Origin of the sequence: Mesorhizobium denitrificans, from assembly GCF_003403035.1 — a bacterium.
GTDB lineage: Bacteria > Pseudomonadota > Alphaproteobacteria > Rhizobiales > Rhizobiaceae > Mesorhizobium_G > Mesorhizobium_G denitrificans.
The window spans coordinates 345,437-360,348 of sequence record NZ_QURN01000001.1; the positions used below are offsets into that span (position 1 = coordinate 345,437).

The 14,912-nt window shown below is 61.6% G+C and carries 14 protein-coding genes, 1 tRNA gene and 1 pseudogene; 13 read left to right on the forward strand and 3 right to left on the reverse strand.

Annotated elements, in window-relative coordinates; translation table 11 throughout:
• Nucleotide 1 precedes the first annotated feature (1 nt).
• The 5 genes and pseudogenes from DY251_RS01600 (at nucleotide 2) to DY251_RS01610 (ending at nucleotide 6,893) form a co-directional block, all read left to right on the forward strand.
• Nucleotides 2–649 (forward strand): HNH endonuclease, encoded by a 648-nt coding sequence (locus tag DY251_RS01600; RefSeq protein ID WP_116622074.1) that lies wholly within the window; start codon nucleotides 2–4, stop codon nucleotides 647–649.
• 2 nt (nucleotides 650–651) lie between these two features.
• Entirely contained in the window at nucleotides 652–1,146 is a 495-nt protein-coding gene (locus DY251_RS21220; protein WP_147307411.1) for a hypothetical protein, read from the forward strand.
• Nucleotides 1,143–1,361, forward strand: a pseudogene (locus DY251_RS21715) (DUF1156 domain-containing protein); the annotation flags it as partial. The gene DY251_RS21220 and the pseudogene DY251_RS21715, both read left to right, overlap by 4 nt.
• A gap of 462 nt (nucleotides 1,362–1,823) precedes the next feature.
• The gene (locus DY251_RS01605; RefSeq protein WP_245415830.1) at nucleotides 1,824–4,040 is read left to right on the forward strand and encodes a DUF1156 domain-containing protein; all 2,217 of its coding nucleotides are present in this window, start codon (nucleotides 1,824–1,826) and stop codon (nucleotides 4,038–4,040) included.
• Nucleotides 4,041–4,055: 15 nt separating this feature from the next.
• Nucleotides 4,056–6,893 (forward strand): ATP-binding protein, encoded by a 2,838-nt coding sequence (locus DY251_RS01610; protein WP_116622075.1) that lies wholly within the window; start codon nucleotides 4,056–4,058, stop codon nucleotides 6,891–6,893.
• An 85-nt stretch (nucleotides 6,894–6,978) separates the two neighbouring features.
• Here the strand turns inward: DY251_RS01610 and DY251_RS01615 are convergent, their stop codons facing one another.
• Nucleotides 6,979–7,245 carry a conjugal transfer protein TraD gene (locus DY251_RS01615; RefSeq protein ID WP_116622076.1) on the reverse strand — a complete coding sequence of 89 codons (267 nt, stop codon included), beginning with the start codon at nucleotides 7,243–7,245 and terminating at the stop codon, nucleotides 6,979–6,981.
• Between the two features lies 1 nt (nucleotide 7,246).
• Nucleotides 7,247–7,573 carry a conjugal transfer protein TraD gene (locus tag DY251_RS01620; RefSeq protein WP_199498753.1) on the reverse strand — a complete coding sequence of 109 codons (327 nt, stop codon included), beginning with the start codon at nucleotides 7,571–7,573 and terminating at the stop codon, nucleotides 7,247–7,249.
• A 171-nt stretch (nucleotides 7,574–7,744) separates the two neighbouring features.
• Here DY251_RS01620 and traA point away from each other — a divergent pair, with 171 nt between their 5' ends.
• The 6 genes from traA to DY251_RS01650 all read left to right on the forward strand — a co-directional run bounded on the left by traA (nucleotide 7,745) and on the right by DY251_RS01650 (nucleotide 13,652).
• Nucleotides 7,745–10,651: a Ti-type conjugative transfer relaxase TraA gene (traA, locus tag DY251_RS01625; protein WP_116622078.1), complete on the forward strand. Its 2,907-nt coding sequence runs from the start codon at nucleotides 7,745–7,747 to the stop codon at nucleotides 10,649–10,651.
• A gap of 129 nt (nucleotides 10,652–10,780) precedes the next feature.
• Nucleotides 10,781–10,999 carry a helix-turn-helix transcriptional regulator gene (locus DY251_RS01630; RefSeq protein ID WP_116622079.1) on the forward strand — a complete coding sequence of 73 codons (219 nt, stop codon included), beginning with the start codon at nucleotides 10,781–10,783 and terminating at the stop codon, nucleotides 10,997–10,999.
• Nucleotides 11,000–11,006: 7 nt separating this feature from the next.
• Nucleotides 11,007–11,231, forward strand: coding sequence for a hypothetical protein (locus DY251_RS21555; RefSeq protein WP_245415813.1), 225 nt, complete (start codon nucleotides 11,007–11,009; stop codon nucleotides 11,229–11,231).
• A gap of 86 nt (nucleotides 11,232–11,317) precedes the next feature.
• Entirely contained in the window at nucleotides 11,318–11,566 is a 249-nt protein-coding gene (locus DY251_RS01640; RefSeq protein ID WP_116622080.1) for a type II toxin-antitoxin system Phd/YefM family antitoxin, read from the forward strand.
• Nucleotides 11,563–12,024 carry a type II toxin-antitoxin system VapC family toxin gene (locus tag DY251_RS01645; protein ID WP_116622081.1) on the forward strand — a complete coding sequence of 154 codons (462 nt, stop codon included), beginning with the start codon at nucleotides 11,563–11,565 and terminating at the stop codon, nucleotides 12,022–12,024. Before DY251_RS01640 ends, DY251_RS01645 begins: the two co-directional genes overlap by 4 nt.
• Nucleotides 12,021–13,652, forward strand: a complete 1,632-nt coding sequence (locus DY251_RS01650; protein ID WP_116622082.1) for a recombinase family protein — start codon at nucleotides 12,021–12,023, stop codon at nucleotides 13,650–13,652. The genes DY251_RS01645 and DY251_RS01650 overlap by 4 nt, the downstream gene beginning before the upstream one ends.
• On the opposite strand, the gene DY251_RS01655 is transcribed toward DY251_RS01650, so the two are convergent.
• A tRNA-Ser gene (locus tag DY251_RS01655) sits at nucleotides 13,620–13,709 on the reverse strand. The two genes, DY251_RS01650 and DY251_RS01655, sit on opposite strands and share 33 nt — an antisense overlap.
• 138 nt (nucleotides 13,710–13,847) lie before the next feature.
• On the opposite strand from DY251_RS01655, the gene DY251_RS01660 reads away from it, so the two are divergent.
• On the forward strand, nucleotides 13,848–14,162 hold the full coding sequence (locus tag DY251_RS01660) for a hypothetical protein (protein ID WP_116622083.1): 315 nt from the start codon (nucleotides 13,848–13,850) through the stop codon (nucleotides 14,160–14,162).
• Nucleotides 14,163–14,222: 60 nt separating this feature from the next.
• Nucleotides 14,223–14,888 carry a peptide-methionine (S)-S-oxide reductase MsrA gene (msrA, locus tag DY251_RS01665; protein ID WP_116622084.1) on the forward strand — a complete coding sequence of 222 codons (666 nt, stop codon included), beginning with the start codon at nucleotides 14,223–14,225 and terminating at the stop codon, nucleotides 14,886–14,888.
• The last annotated feature ends 24 nt before the right edge of the window (nucleotides 14,889–14,912 follow it).

Genomic DNA, 14,912 nt, shown 5'->3' on the forward strand with positions numbered 1-14,912 from the left:
CATGCGGAAACTCGATCGGACGACCTGCGCCGCGCCGCCCTGCTTGGGCGGGTATCAACATGGAGCGCATTCATGGGACGATGTGACGCCTGCCCACAAGGCGGAGATCAGGACGCATCTGGAAGCGATACAGCGCCGCCGCTGCGCCTATTGTGAAGGCGACATCGACACGCTTGGGCAGCATATTGAGCACTTCCGTCGTAAGGGTGATCCAGCCTATCGTCACCTCACCTTCGACTGGAGTAATCTCTTCTGGTCTTGCGATCAAACGGACTCCTGCGGTCACTTCAAGGATCACGGTGCAGGTCCGTACAATGTCAACGACCTGGTTAACCCGTGTGCCGACGACCCCGACGCCTTCTTCATCTTCCAGTCGGACGGAACGATCAGCATCCGGCATGGCCTTTCAGCAGCGGACCAGCATCGCGCCAGCGAGACGCTGCGGGTCTTCTCGCTTGATGCCGAGTGGGGTCGATTGCGCGCCATGCGCAAGATCGCAGTGTCGGGATACGTCAACGACGCCGATACGGCTTTCAACGCAGGTTGGCCGCCAGACGATATTCGCGCGTATTTTGCCGAAGAGCTTCAGATCGCGCAGAGCCTGCCATTTTACACGGCCATCCGCCATGTGTTGACGGAAAGACAATGAGTATGGGTGGAACTATTACTGACGCCAAGGCATCGAGTGCCGAAGATAGATCGGGTGCAATAATTGTGTCCTTCGACTCTCGTTGGCATGATGCCCTCAATAGCGGACGGATAAGCTGCATTATTCGGAAGCGGATTCCCAAAGACGCCTACGAATGGCTTTATGTCCATGTGAACAGCCCAATCGGAGCGATATGCGGGCGAGCAAAAATTAACAGTGCTTGCGGTATTACTCTGATCGAAGCTGTTAATTTGGCCGATGAAATCGGACTTTCAGAAAAAGAGATTTCTTCCTATGTAGGAAATGGCAATTCTATAGGATGTTATAGGATTGGGTCATTTGAATTGGCGATGAATCCAAAGAAGACGGGGGAAATAAATAAGCTTGTAAATTACAACCCGCCTCAAAGTTTTTTGATTTTATCAAAGCCAGCAAAACAGATCATCGACGAGATGTCCGAATTTTGCAGAATTCCTGCGGAAGGAGCAGAATCGTGACATTCGAGATTAAGTCACCCCGCAAACTGATCGAAGTCGCGCTGCCGTTGGATGCTATCAACGAGGCTGCTGCGCGCGAGAAGTCGATCCGGCACGGGCATCCGAGCACGCTGCATCTGTGGTGGGCGCGGCGACCGCTGGCCGCCGCGCGCGCCGTCATCTTCGCGCAAATGGTCAACGATCCGTCGTGGAAATGGGAGCTTGAGCATCCGGGCGAGATTCCGCCGAACAACATCAAGGCGAGTTGGGCTGCCGGCCGCAACCGACTCTTCGCCATCATCAAGGATTTGGTGAAGTGGGAAAGCACCACCAACGAAGCTGTGCTGGAAAGGGCCCGCGCGGAAATTCGCAAGTCTTGGCGCGAGACCTGCGACCTCAACAGGGATCACCCGCAGGCGACTGAACTGTTCAATCCCGATAAACTGCCCGCATTTCATGATCCCTTCGCGGGCGGCGGGGCGTTGCCCTTGGAGGCGCAACGGCTCGGCCTCGAATCCTATGCCTCCGACCTCAATCCGGTCGCTGTGCTTATCAACAAGGCTATGATCGAGATCCCGCCGAAATTTGCTGATCGGCCGCCGGTGAATCCTGAAGCGTCCAGCAGTCGCGATCTTGTCGGGCGGCAATGGAAGGGCGCGCAGGGCCTTGCGGAGGATGTGCGCTATTATGGCCAATGGATGCGTGAGGAAGCGCAGAAGCGCATCGGCCATCTTTATCCGCCGGTCGAAATCACGGTGGACATGACGACGGGACGGGCGGACCTAAAGCCGTTTGTTGGCCAGAAGCTGACCGTTATCGCGTGGATTTGGGCCCGGACTGTAAAGAGCCCGAACCCGGCCTTTAGTCATGTTGATGTGCCTCTTACCTCAAGCTTCGTGCTATCGAGCAAGGCTGGGAAGGAGGCTTATATCCAGCCCGTTATTATCGAAGATAAATATTACTTCACAGTCAAACTCGGAAAAATACCGAGAGAGGTCGCAGATGGGACGAAGCTAGGCGGCTCGAATTTTCGTTGCCTGATGTCCGGTGTTCCAATCGAAGCAAAGTATATTCGCGCCGAAGCGCAAGCTGGACGCATGGGAACCCGCCTTCTCGCCGTGATAGCCGAGACTAGCGCAGGCCGCACACATATCCAGCCTACGGCGGAGATGGAACACCTGGCCAATTCCATGTTCCCGAATTGGAAGCCGGATCTCAAGGTACCCACGCCCAATCATGATGTTGATCGACTGCCGATGTACGGCATGCCGACTTGGGGTGACGCTTTTGACCAGCGCCAGTTGGTGGCTCTCACGACTTTTGCTGATCTTGTGAAAGAAGTCAGGTCTATTGTTCTTCGAGACGTTACAAAGACCAATATCCCGCAAGATTATCTATCGCTAGAACGTGGTGGGTCTGGATCATGCGCTTATGCCGATTCAATTGCCACTTATATAGCGCTCGCGGTCGGGAGGAGTGCGAATTATTGGTCGTCGTTTACCCCGTGGGCTGGAGATTTCATAGTCCAAACATTTGGGCGGCAAGCAATCCGTATGGTGTGGGACCATGCCGAGGCGAATCCCTTTTCCAGTTCGACAGGTAACTGGGGCGGCGCAATTGATTGGATTGTCCGCGTTATTCAAACAAGCCTTTCTGCAAAAACTCAAGGTGTTGCTGCTGTGGCAGACGCGCAGCGCCAGGCACCTATTGATGGCCCTGTGGTGATTTCGACAGATCCGCCATATTACGACAATATAAACTACGCCGATCTATCTGATTTTTTCTATGTCTGGCTGCGACCCTCTCTAAGAGAAGTTTTTCCATCTCTATTTGCGACTCGCGAAACACCAAAAGCGGATGAATTAGTTGCAAGCTCTTCAAGGCATGGAACGAAAAAAGCTGCTGAAAATTTTTTCTTGGAAGGAATGACTACAGCTATGCGGCGACTCGTAGGTCGCTCTCATCCTGCTGTTCCCATCACAATTTACTATGCGTTCAAGCAGGCCGAGACCCGAACGGATGGCGGCACCATCAGCACTGGGTGGGAAACATTCTTAGAAGCCGTTTTGCGGTCTGGCCTTGCTGTCACCGGAACATGGCCGATGCGGACGGAGCGCGACCAGGGGCTAAAGTCTGGCACGAACGTCCTAGCGTCGAGCATTATCCTTGTTTGCCAGAGGCGACCGGAGGAGGCTCCGTCCGTTTCTCGTAGAGTCTTTCTCAGAGAGTTGAATCAAATTCTGCCGGAGGCGCTCGATGAGATGACGCGCGGCTCGGGTGATGATCGCTCGCCAGTTGCGCCGGTGGACTTATCACAAGCTATCATTGGTCCTGGCATGGCCGTCTTCTCCAAATATGCCGCTGTGCTGGAAGCGGATGGCACGCCAATGAAAGTTGGCAGTGCCTTGGAGTTGATCAATCGCTTCCTCGCTGAGGATGATTTCGACCACGACACGCAATTCTGCCTGCACTGGTTTGAGCAATATGGCTGGAAGGAAGGCCGTTTCGGTGAGGCCGACACGCTCGCGCGTGCCAAAGGCACTAGCGTTGACGGTGTTAAACATGCCGGGGTGATCTCTGCCGCAGGCGGCATTGTTCGGCTGCTGAAGTGGGGTGAATACCCGTCCGAATGGAACCCGGCTGCCGATGACCGCCTGCCGGTCTGGGAAGTGCTGCATCATCTGATCCGTGTTTTCAAAGCGGATGGCGAAACCGGAGCGGGCAAGGTGCTTTCCGTTGTCGCGGCTAAAGCCGAGGCAACGCGCCAGCTCGCTTATCGTCTCTATACGCTGTGCGAACGGGCGGGCTGGGCCGAGGACGCCCGCGCATACAACGAAATCATAACAAGCTGGAGCGCCATCGAGGCCGCCGCTACTGCGGCGCCGAAGGCGCATCAAAGCGATCTGTTTGGTTGAAGGGGGGAGCCGGCGATGAAACCCTGGAGAGAAGTGGCTGTACCCCATCGGGACGTGCTGGAAGGCACGTTTCAGCAATCGGAGTTCGCGGCCGACATCACGGCAGTTAGCACCGGAAGGGCCAGCCGCGAATATCAGGATGCGGGCGCGTTCTTCGACCGCACCTTCATCACCGAGGGCATGGCCATGCTGCTGACGCAGGTGGCGCAGCGCCTCGCCGGCCGAGGCGGCGAGCCGGTCGTGCAGCTTCAGACCGCATTCGGCGGCGGCAAGACGCACACCATGCTCGCCGTCTATCACCTGGCCAGCCGCAAATGCGCCTTGTCGGATCTCGCCGGCATTCCCGCGCTAGTCGACCGTGCGGGCTTGATGGATGTGCCGCAGGCCCGCGTCGCGGTGCTGGACGGCACCGCGCACGCCCCGGGCCAGCCGTGGAAGCGCGGGAGCCAGACGATCAAGACCCTGTGGGGCGAGATGGCATGGCAACTCGGAGGCGCGGAAGCGTTCGCGCTCGTCGCCGAGGCGGATGCCACCGGCACGTCCCCCGGCAAGGACGTGCTGCGCGACCTTTTGGAGCGCCACGCCCCATGCGTCGTGTTGATCGACGAGTTGGTCGCCTATATCCGCCAGTTCCCGGAATCGCAGGCGATCAGCGGCGGCAGCTATGATTCCAACCTGTCCTTCGTGCAGGCTCTCACCGAAGCGGTGAAGCTGGTGCCGCGCGCCTTCGTGCTCGCTTCCTTGCCGGAATCCGATCTTGAAGCGGGCAGTCAGCGCGGCGTGGCGTCGTTGCGGGCTCTCGAAAAGACCTTCGGGCGCGTGCAGGCGCTTTGGAAGCCGGTGGCGACCGAGGAGGCGTTCGAGATTGTTCGCCGCCGCCTGTTTGAGCCGGTGCGCGACGAAAAGACCCGCGAAGCCGTGTGCCGCGCCTTCGCCGACGCCTATATCGCCGAGGGCGTGAAGCTCCCGGCCGATACGCAGGAGCGCCGCTATTTCGAGCGGCTGCTGCACGCCTATCCGATCCACCCGGAGGTGTTCGATCGCCTCTATGAGGACTGGACGACCATCGACGGCTTCCAGCGCACGCGCGGCGTCCTGAAGCTCATGGCGAAGGTCATCTACCGGCTGTGGAAGGACGACAACAAAGACCTGCTCATCATGCCCGGCAGCCTGCCGCTCCATGACAGCAGCAGCCGCAACGAGCTGACCTACTATCTGCCGGCAGGCTGGGATGCGGTGATCGAGCGGGACATCGACAGCGACCGTGCCGAGACGACGGCCCTGGAAAGCAAGGAGCCGCGCTTCGGTCAGGTGGCGGCCGCGCGGCGTATTGCCCGCACGATCTTTCTCGGCAGCGCCCCGTCGTCGGTTGCGTCCAAGGTCGCTGCGCGCGGCCTCGACCGGGCGCACATCGTTCTTGGCTGCCTTCAGCCGGGACAGGCCGCGTCCATCTATGCCGATGCGCTCGGCCGACTCGCTGACCGGCTGCACTATCTCAACGCCTCCGGCGACAAGAGCCAGGATGCGACCCGCTTCTGGTTCGACACCCGCGCCAATCTGCGCCGGGAGATGGAGGACAGGAAGCGCCGATTCGATGACCGGACGGAAGTGCGCGGCAAGATCGCCGACGCTTTGAAGAAGACGGTGGGCAATGTCACGTCCTTCGACGGCGTGCATACCTTCACGCCGCATAGCGACGTGCCGGACGATAGCGCCCTGCGGCTTGTCGTGTTGCCGCCGGAGGCTTGGTATGCCCGCGAAGAGCACCGGCTCGCCTTTGAGGCGGTGCTTGAGACTATCGGCAAGAACGGTGCGAAGCCACGCTATCGCAGCAACCGGCTGCTCTTCCTCGCCCCCGATCACGGCGCGCTTTCCCGGCTCAACGACGCAACGCGCGCCGCGCTCGCGTGGGGATCGATCGTCGAGGATGTGAAGGAAGGCCGCCTGAACATCGACCTCTTGCAGAAGAATCAGGCCGAGAAGGAACTGAAGAGTGCCGAGGATGCGCTGCCGCGCGTGGTCCGCGAATGCTACAAATGGCTGCTCTGCCCGATGATGGATACGCCGACCGATCCCAAGCCGGGCATCGAGGCGTTTGCCCTGAACACGACCGGCGGCTCATTTGGTGGCGAGATCGAGCGGGTTTGCAGCGACAACGAACTGGTGATCGCTACCTGGTCGCCAATCCATCTGCGCACCAAGCTCAAGGAGCTTTATTGGAAGAGCGGGCATTGCGCGGCGAACGCGGCCAGCTTCTTCGAGGATACCTTGCGCTATCTCTACATGCCGCGCCTCAAGACGAAGGATGTTCTGGCGCAGGCGATCCGTGCCGGTGCTGCCAGCAAGGACTTTTTCGGCACCGCCTATGGTGAGGCCGACGGCAAGTTTGAGGGATTTTCACTCGGTGGCGGCAACGCCGTCTTCGACGACACCTTGCTTTTGATCGAGCCACAAGCGGCTCAAGCCTATGAGGATGCAATCCGGCCAACGGCGACTCCTGCTGTTGAGCCGACCACCGCCACGACACCGAGTGGCGTAGCCGAGGGGCCTGGTGGCTATATCTCCAATGGCGGGAGCGCATCGCCGGCGGTGGTGACGATCCCGCCCGCACCGGCCGCCGCAAAGCTGAAAACCTTCTACGGCTCAGCCGAGGTTCCGCCCGCGACCGCGAAAATGCGCCTAGTGCAGATCGCCGAAGAAATCGTGTCGGTGCTCACATCCGATCCGAATGCGACCGTCCGCCTTGTGGTCGAAATCTCGGCCGAGTTTCCAGATGGAGTCGGCGACAACGTGCGGCGCGCGGTTTCGGAGAACGCTCGCAGCCTTGGTCTGAAATCGGCCGATTGGGAATGAGGGCACGCAGCCTATCGGGCATGTACGCCCACGCCCAACGAAGGCTGCCAGACGCAGATTTGCGCAATAATCCGCCCGCCATCGGTCACGCCTCATCGGGATGGTCCTGCGTGGCGGTGAGATTCGTGCTGGCGCGTTCCGCCTCGAACGCCTGCTTCCCCTTCGCGGTCCACAGCGCCAACGCCTTCTCGCGCTCATCGCTCTGGAGCTTTTCGGCCGCCCAGAGCAGCGCGCCGTAGATGGTTGCGCGATCATCGCCGGCCAGGTCAACGACCCCGGCTTTGACGACGAGACCGCCGAGTTCGATCAGATGGCGCGTGCGCTTGCGGCGCTCGACCTGCCACGTCCGCATGTCATGCCGCGCCTGCTGTGCCTGATGGCGATTGCGTGCTGTCCGGTTGCGGTTGAGCGCCGCCAGCGTCGCGATCAGGCGCTGGCGCAGATCGCCGCGCCCGGTTCTGAAAGAACGCGGCCCCACGTTTCGCCCACGCCTCCCGTTTGGCAATGTCCTTCGTCTCGGCCAGCACGATCAGCGCACCAGCCAATTCATCGGCGGTGAGCGCGTCGGCTCCGGTCGAGATCACCAGTTCGCCGAGTTGCTGCACCTTGCGGTTCTTGAGGTCTTTGGCCTTGTCCTCCAGCGCCTTCAGTTCCGCATCAAAGTCTCTCGGTTTCCGCATCATGTCCTCCATAAGCAGTCGATGGAGCGATGATAGTTTCGTGTCGGCCGGAATGCTGTAAGGTTGCCGGGACGGGGTGGAACGTCGCGGACCGTCCCGAGAAATTCATTTCGAGGGCGCGCTTATACGTCGTTCCGACGTACGCTTGAGGGCAGTATCTGGTCGGTCGCCATGGCGATCTACCATTTCTCCGTTCAGGTCATCGGACGCGCGGCGGGCCGCAGCGCGGTCGCTGCCGCAGCCTACCGATCAGGGGCGCGGTTGCGCGATGATCGACTGGACCGTGACCACGATTTCTCGAACAAGCCGGGCGTCGTCCATTCCGAGGTCATGCTGCCGGAGAACGCGCCCGAGGAATGGCGCGACCGCGAAAAGCTTTGGAACGATGTCGAGGCGTTCGAGAAACGAAAGGACGCCCAGCTTTGCCGCGAGGTGGAGTTTGCCCTGCCGCGCGAAATGACCCAGGCACAGGGCGTCGAACTGGCCCGCGATTTTGCCCAAGCCGAATTTGTCGATCAGGGCATGATCGCCGATGTGAACGTGCATTGGGATATCGGCGAAGACGGAATGCCGAAGCCCCACGCCCATGTCATGCTCACCATGCGGTCGGTTGACAAAAACGGTTTCGGCCCGAAGGCGCGGGACTGGAACCGCACCGAGCTGGTCGAGCAATGGCGCGAGCGTTGGGCCGATCATGTCAACGAGCGCCTGGCCGAACTCGACATTGACGCGCGGATCGACCATCGCAGCCTTGAGGCGCAGGGCATCGGTCTTGAGCCGCAGACCAAGATCGGCGCACCGGCGCAGCGCATCGAGGCTGCCGGGATCGAGGCTGACCGCGCCGAGGATCACCGGCGCATTGCTCGCGAGAATGGCGCGCGGATCGTCGCCGATCCCTCCACCGCTCTCGACGCGATCACGCAGCAGCAATCGACCTTCACCCGGCGTGACATGGCGATGTTCGCGCACCGGCACAGCGACGGGATCGACCAGTTCAACGCGGTGATGGGCGCGATGCGCAACGCGCCCGATCTGGTCGAACTCGGCAAGGACGATGCCGGGCAAGATCGCTTCACCACAAGCGACATGATCGAAGCGGAACAGCGCCTGCATCGCGCCGCCGCGATGGTGGCGGAACGGGAACGTCATGAGGTGAACGACAGGGACCGCGAAGCCGCGTTGGCGCGCGCGGAAGCACGCGGCCTCGTCCTGTCCGGCGAGCAGGCCGAGGCGCTGGCGCATGTCACGGACGGGCGCGGTCTCGGCATTGTCGTCGGCTATGCCGGGACGGGAAAGAGCGCCATGCTCGGCGTGGCGCGCGAGGCTTGGGAGGATGCCGGTTACACCGTGCGCGGCGCGGCCGTGTCCGGTATCGCCGCCGAGAATCTGGAAGGCGGATCGGGCATTGCGTCGCGCACCATCGCCAGCATGGAACATGGCTGGTCGCAGGGCCGCGACATGCTCGCGTCTCGCGATGTGCTGGTAATCGACGAGGCGGGCATGGTCGGCACGCGGCAGTTGGAGCGGGTGCTGTCCCATGCCGCCGACGCCGGCGCGAAGGTGGTGCTGGTCGGCGATCCGCAGCAGTTGCAATCCATCGAGGCGGGGGCGGCGTTCCGCTCGATCCACGAGCGCCACGGCGGCGCAGAGATCGGCGAGGTGCGACGCCAGCGTGAGGACTGGCAGCGCGACGCCACGCGCGACCTGGCGACCCGCCGAACCGGCGACGCGATTCATGCCTATGACACACATGGCATGGTGCATGAGGCTGCGTCACGCGAACAGGCGCGCGGCGAGTTGATCGACCGTTGGGACCGTGACCGGCAGGCCAGCCCGGACGCCTCCCGCATGATCCTCACCCACACCAATGCCGAGGTGCGGGAGTTGAACGAAGCTGCCCGCCAACGGATGCGCGAGGCAGGCGAACTTGGCGCGGACGTGCATGTCGCCGCCGAACGGGGCGCGCGGACCTTTGCACCCGGCGACCGCATCATGTTCCTGCAAAACGAGCGCGGCCTTGGCGTGAAGAACGGCACGCTCGGAACCGTCGAGCAGGTCAGCGTCCAGAGCATGATCGTGCGCACCGATGACGGCCGCGATGTCGCGTTCGACCTGAAGGACTACAACAAGATCGACCACGGTTATGCGGCGACGATCCACAAGGCGCAGGGCATGACCGTGGACCGCGCCCATGTGCTGGCGACACCGGGTATGGACGCCCACGGCAGCTATGTCGCCCTGTCGCGCCACCGCGACGGTATGGACCTGCATTACGGCTGCGACGACTTCGCCAGTCAGGACCGGCTTGTCGGCGTCCTGTCGCGCGACCGCGCCAAGGACATGGCGTCAGATTACGAGCCGGCACAGAGCTACGCCGAGCGGCGCGGCATCACCTTCCGCGAACGGGTGGAGCGGGTGGTCGAGATCGTCAAGCAGGTTCCCGAGAAGGTGCGCGGCATGTTCGACGGTCTGCGCCCGGCCGCCGAGGGCGGGCAAAGGCCGGAAAGGAAGGCGGCGGAAGACCCCGAGGCAGCATTGCGCCGCGCCCGTGGCCGGGCGCTTGTCCGTCATGCCCGCGCCGTGGATGCGATCTTCGCGGCGCAGGACCAGGGCGACAAGGCCAGCCCCGATCAGATCAGGGAATTGCAGGAGGCGCGCCAGCGGTTCGAGGAGGTACGCCCGTATGGCTCGCACGATGCAGAAGCCGCCTATAGGAAAAACCCGGAGCTTGCGGCGGAGGCGGCGTCCGGGGACGCCCGACGCGCAATCCGCGCCCTGCAACTGGAAACCGAGCTGCGCACCGAACCGGCCCGCCGCGCCGACCGTTTCGTGGAACGCTGGCAGAGCCTCCACAGGGCCAGCGACGAACGGTATGCGGCGGGCGACTATGCCGGTCACAGGGCCGCGCGCGCGGAGATGGGGAACATGGCGATGAGCCTGGAACGCGACCCGCAGATGGAGTCCCTTCTGGCGGGCCGCAAGCGCGAACTCGGCATCTCATTCGATTCGGGGATGGGCGTCGGCCGCGACCTCACCCTCACGTTCGGGCTTGGCCGGGGCCGGGGTCTCGGGCTGTAGAACCATCCTATTTACCGCCGCTTCTTCGCCACAGCCCTACGACCACTAACTATCTATTGCACAACAATAAATCCTTGCCTTTGCCTGTCCTGGCAGTCCCACGAATAGCCAGCAGGAGGCAATCCGGCCATGCGCCAACCAGACCGTATCATCCGCATGAACACCGTCCGCGACCGCACCGGCCTGTCCCGGTCCACCATCTACCGCAAGATCGCCGAGGGCACGTTCCCGCTCCAGATCAAGATCAGCGTCAACGGCGCGGGCTGGCGGGAATCCGACATCGACCGATGGGTCGCCAACCCCGTGGCGTGGCGACCGGGAAGCGGGCGTGGCCTCGATGGCGTCTGATCGCGCTTTGTCCCGCTCCCGGTGCGTCAGGCCGCCCACGGCGTCGGAGCAGCTTGAGACGCTGTTGGGCTATCCGTGGCCGTTTCCCGGCAGACCGCCCAGGCACGACCTGTCCACCTGGATCGTCACCGACGATTGGCCGCGCCCCGTTCCGGTCACAGAGGCCGAGATCGAGGTGTTCGAGCAATGGTTCGGCGACCTGTTCGATGAACTGTTCGGCCCCGAGGGCTGACCGCCTCGGGGATTTGAAATCGGCGTTGAAATGCGACCTCCAATAGATTACATGTAGTCACGTATGGCCACATATGGAGGCGCAACATGCTGACCATCAACCTTAGAGACGCCAAGGCTGGATTTTCCAGGCTTGTTGATGAGGCCGTCAAAGGAGAGATCGTGACCATCACCCGTCATGGCAAGCCCGTTGCGGCCCTGGTTTCGGTCGAGGCGGCGGAGATCGCGCGCAAGGCGCTCGAACGCAAACGGGCGGGCCTTGTCAGCTATCTCAGAACGTTCCCAGGCGGAGAGTTCCCGCGTAATCGCCGGCCATCGCGAGATGTCGAGCTTTGAGCGGCTTTCTTCTCGACACCAACGTCGTCTCCATGCTGGCGCCGTCGAAGGCGGAAGCGTCAGCCGACTTCCTCACCTGGCTGGATCGCATGGACGGCGACGGTCGGCTATTCCTGTCGGTTGTCTCCATTCATGAGATCGAGAAGGGGATCGCGCTCCTCGACCACAAGGGGGCAACGACGAAGGCCGCGAGCCTGAAAGCATGGCTGGGTGGTCTCGTCGCCACATACGATGACAAGATCATTGGCTTCGACGCGCAGGCCGCCGCAATCGGCGGACGGCTGGAAGCTAAGGCGCTCGCAGCTGGCCACGACCCCGGCATGGCTGATGCCGTGATCGCCGGCATCGCCGCAGCACATGAACTCGTCGTCGTCACCTGCAACACGAGGCATTTCCTGCCGTTCGGTGTCGCCGTGTTGTCGCCTGACGAGGCGGCTGGCGAAGGAGACCCGGCATGACCGCCTCCACAATCCCCCTGCGCGCCGCCCTTTACCTGCGCGTCTCGACAGCGCGGCAGGCCGAGCATGATGTCTCCATCCCTGACCAGAAGCGGCAGGGCGAAGCCTATTGCGCCTCGCGCGGCTATCAGCTTGTCGAGACCTATGTGGAGCCGGGCGCATCGGCCACCAACGACCGCCGCCCCGAGTTCCAGCGCATGATCGAGGCGGGCACGTCGAAGCCCGCACCCTTCGATGTCGTCGTGGTTCATTCGTTCAGCCGCTTCTTCCGCGACCATTTCGAGCTTGAGTTCTACGTCCGCAAGCTGGCGAAGAACGGCGTCAAGCTTGTCTCGATCACACAGGAAATGGGGGACGACCCCATGCACGTCATGATGCGGCAGATCATGGCGCTGTTCGACGAATACCAGTCCAAGGAAAACGCCAAGCACGTCATGCGGGCCTTGAAGGAGAACGCCCGCCAAGGCTTCTGGAACGGCTCGCTTCCCCCTATCGGCTACCGCGTCGTCGCGGCCGAGCAGCGCGGGGCCAAGACCAAGAAGAAGCTGGAGATCGACCCGCTCCACGCCGACACGGTGCGGCTGATCTATCGGCTAGCGCTGGAAGGCGACGGCACGACCGGCCAGATGGGCGTCAAGAACATCGTCTCCTACCTCAACAGCCGCCGCATCTTCACCCGCGACGGCGGGCGCTGGGGCATCGGCCAGGTTCACCGCATCCTGACCCGCCGCACCTATATGGGCGAGCACGAGTTCAACAAGCGCAGCAAGACCAAGGAACTGAAACCCGTCAGCGAGATCGTGACGGTTCCGGTGCCGCCGATCATCGAGCGGCAAATGTTCGATGCGGTGCAGGCGTTGCTCAAGGCCCGCAATCCCAAGGTCATGCCATCCGCCATCATCAGCGGCCCGACCATGCTCACCGGCCTGATCCATTGCGCCAAGTGCGGTGGGGCCATGACCATCCGCACCGGCAAGGGCGGGCGCTATCGTTATTATGCCTGCTCGATGAAAGCCCGGCAGGGACCGACCGCCTGCGAGGGCATGGCGGTGCCGATGGAGAAGTTGGACGATCTTGTCGCCAGTCACCTCGAAGACCAGCTTCTCCAGCCCGAGCGGCTGGAAACCATCCTCGCCAGCGTTCTCGACCGGCGGCAGGAGCAATCCGAGCGCCGCCTCGAGCACATCGCCGAACTGAACAAGCGTGCGTCCGAGTCGGAACTACGCCTGAAACGCCTCTACGACGCCATTGAGGCGGGCGTGGCCGACATCGACGATCCGGCCCTGAAAGACCGCATCGACGGCCTGAAGGCTATCCGCGATCAGGCGAAGGCCGATGCCGAGCGCGCCCAGGCCATGCTCGACAACTCCGGCTCCAAGGCCATCACACCGCAAATGGTCCTCACCTTCGCCAAGACAGCCCGCCAGCGCATCCGCCTCGAAGGCGGCGGCTACCGCCGCGACCACCTGCGCGCGCTCGCCCAGCGTGTCGAGGTCGCGGACGGCGAGGTTCGGATCATGGGATCGAAGACCCGGCTGCTTCAGGCGCTTACCGGAAAAAGCGGCGTAAACTCAGTGCCCACTCAGGGACTGAAGTGGCGGACAGAGAGGGATTCGAACCCTCGATAGAGTTGCCCCTATACACGCGTTCCAGGCGTGCGCCTTCAACCACTCGGCCACCTGTCCGTCTGCGCTGCAGTAAATCAGCGGCGCGCGGCTCATCTAGTCGATCCAAACGGGAATGCCAAGCCTTCCTAAGCAATTAAGTGCATGATTGCGGTGTGAGGCGTAAAACCTTATCTATTCCGCAATGGAATTGCGCCGATGATCCGATTTTTCTTTCGCCTGCTCGCGACTCTTGTACTCGCCGGGGCTGTTATAATGGGCGTTCTGGACGCGACTCGCACCGTTGCCGCCGGCGCACTGGTTATGACGCCTCTGGGCGAGAGCTGGAGCGCTACGTTCCCCGCATCGCTTGCGTCACTGCAGGCGTTTATGCAGGCAAAAGCAAACTGGCTTTGGGATCCGGTCCTGACAACCGTTTTGGAATTGCCGGGATTCGCGATGTTGGGCACGCTGGCCTTTTTGCTTTATGCGATCGGCCATAAGCCCGAACATTTGCGTGACGAATGGGCATAGACGTAACAATATGCACACATCCAGCGAATTGCTGTTCAGAAACAAGAGAAGGACGAAGATATGTTCTTTCTAAGCGATATGCTGAACAAGAAACTGCAACTGCCGAAGTCAAATGAAGCGCTGCCGGGCCGCTCACAGCCAATCCCCACAGCCGCCAAGCACCATGTGTCGAAGCGGACCTTGAAGGGTCCATATCCGGAAGGTCTGGAGACCGCCATGTTCGGTCTGGGCTGCTTTTGGGGCGCTGAGCGCCTTTTCTGGCAGACGGACGGCGTTTGGGTCACTGCGGTGGGGTATGCGGGCGGCATGACGCCAAACCCCACCTATCAGGAAACCTGCACTGGCTTGACCGGTCACGCCGAGGTCGTGCTGGTCGTTTTTGATCCTGCGGTTGTTTCCTACGACACGCTGCTCAAAATCTTCTGGGAAGCGCATGATCCCACGCAGGGCATGCGGCAAGGAAATGACGTTGGCACGACCTACCGCTCCGCGATCTATACATTTGGCGAAGCGCAGTATGACGCGGCAATCGCTTCTCGCGATGCCTATCAAGCCTCGCTGCAAAAAGCGGGGATGAGCAAGATCACAACGGAAATCGCTCCCGCCCCGGAGTTCTATTTCGCCGAGGCAGAGCATCAGCAATACCTCGCGAAGAATCCGTACGGCTATTGTGGATTGAAGGGAACGGGCGTTTCCTGCGCCATTCCGCAAAAAGTCGAGGTATGAGTTCATGGCTGGGCGTTTTCTGCG